The organism is Aliidiomarina maris, from assembly GCF_003987335.1.
In the GTDB taxonomy this organism is placed as follows: domain Bacteria; phylum Pseudomonadota; class Gammaproteobacteria; order Enterobacterales; family Alteromonadaceae; genus Aliidiomarina; species Aliidiomarina maris.
In genome coordinates this window covers 1-1,175 of sequence record NZ_PIPK01000036.1, presented here as the reverse complement: position 1 = coordinate 1,175, position 1,175 = coordinate 1, and the positions used below count along the sequence as shown (strand labels likewise).

Annotated in this window: 2 protein-coding genes; both read left to right on the top strand. The window is 53.4% G+C overall.

What is annotated here, in order from left to right; translation table 11 throughout:
* A partial coding sequence (locus CWE07_RS14240) for a DUF3347 domain-containing protein (protein ID WP_126819033.1) occupies positions 1 to 980 on the top strand: 980 nt, incomplete at its 5' end.
* Positions 980 to 1,175, top strand: a 196-nt coding sequence (locus tag CWE07_RS14235; RefSeq protein ID WP_241974160.1) for a hypothetical protein, incomplete at its 3' end; no start/stop codon positions are given. The genes CWE07_RS14240 and CWE07_RS14235, both read left to right, overlap by 1 nt.

Here is a 1,175-nt window from a genome sequence, read left to right as displayed (position 1 = left end):
TAGGTCAAACGCTGACATTTTCACTGACTTCCTCAGAGCAACCGATCGAAGGCGTGGTTGAGTCTCTATCCCCTCGTTTAGATGCGGACAGTCGTACCCGCCAAGTACGTGTAGCGATACAAAACGCAGGTGGTAATTTGACTGCTGGTGCCTTGCTGCGCGCTCAGGTTGAGGTTGAAGTGGATGATGTCATCACTATTCCTGCATCGGCACCATTGTTAACCGGCAAACGGGCTGTGGTATACGTCAGGACATCGCCTGATAGTGGCGAGTTTGAGGCGAGACAGGTGGAGATTGGTCGTCGCCTGGGCGAATACTATGAAGTACTGAGTGGACTTGAGGAAGGCGAGCTGGTTGTCAGTCGTGGTGCATTTCGTATCGACAGTGAGCTGCAATTGCGCGGACGCCCGAGCATGATGGCACCACAAGGTGGTGGTGGCGGAGGTCATGACCATGGAGGGATGTCCCATGCAGACATGGCTGATGAATCGGCAGCGGGGCATGCTGCTACACATGAAGATATTGAAGTGCCCGTTGGCGAAGATCTTGAGTTAAGCGAGCTTTTGGATGCGTATTTTGCGATGTGGGAAGCGCTCCACAGTGATGACTTAGACGCTTGGCAAGCAGCCGCTGAATCGTTTTTCCAGGCAGCGGAAGCGGTGCAATGGCCTGCTAACATGCATGATTTGCACAGTCTATTGGCAACCGGCGCTGGTCATGCACATCATGTCACTAGTCTGGAACAAGCTCGTGAGCAATTTCAGGCACATTCGCAGGCGATGATAGCCCTGGCAAGCGCCGGTTATCTTGCGCGTGAAAGCTACCTGATGTTTTGTCCGATGGCGTTTGATAATCAGGGAGCATACTGGTTGCAACCAGACCGACGCCTATTAAACCCGTACTTCGGTGATGCCATGTTACGCTGCGGTGATCGTGTTGAGCGATTTGACGGCGGGCACGATAGCCACGGAGGCCACTGATGATGACGAATTGGCTTTTGAATAATAAGCTCGTGGTGGCGCTACTCGCCGTTATTGTCGTGGTTGCAGGTATATTGGTGGCGCCGTTTAACTGGGATACCGGCATGCCTCGCTCGCCTGTGGCGGTGGATGCTATTCCTAATATTGGTGAAAACCAGCAGATTGTGTATACCGATTGGCCTGGGCGCTCGCCGC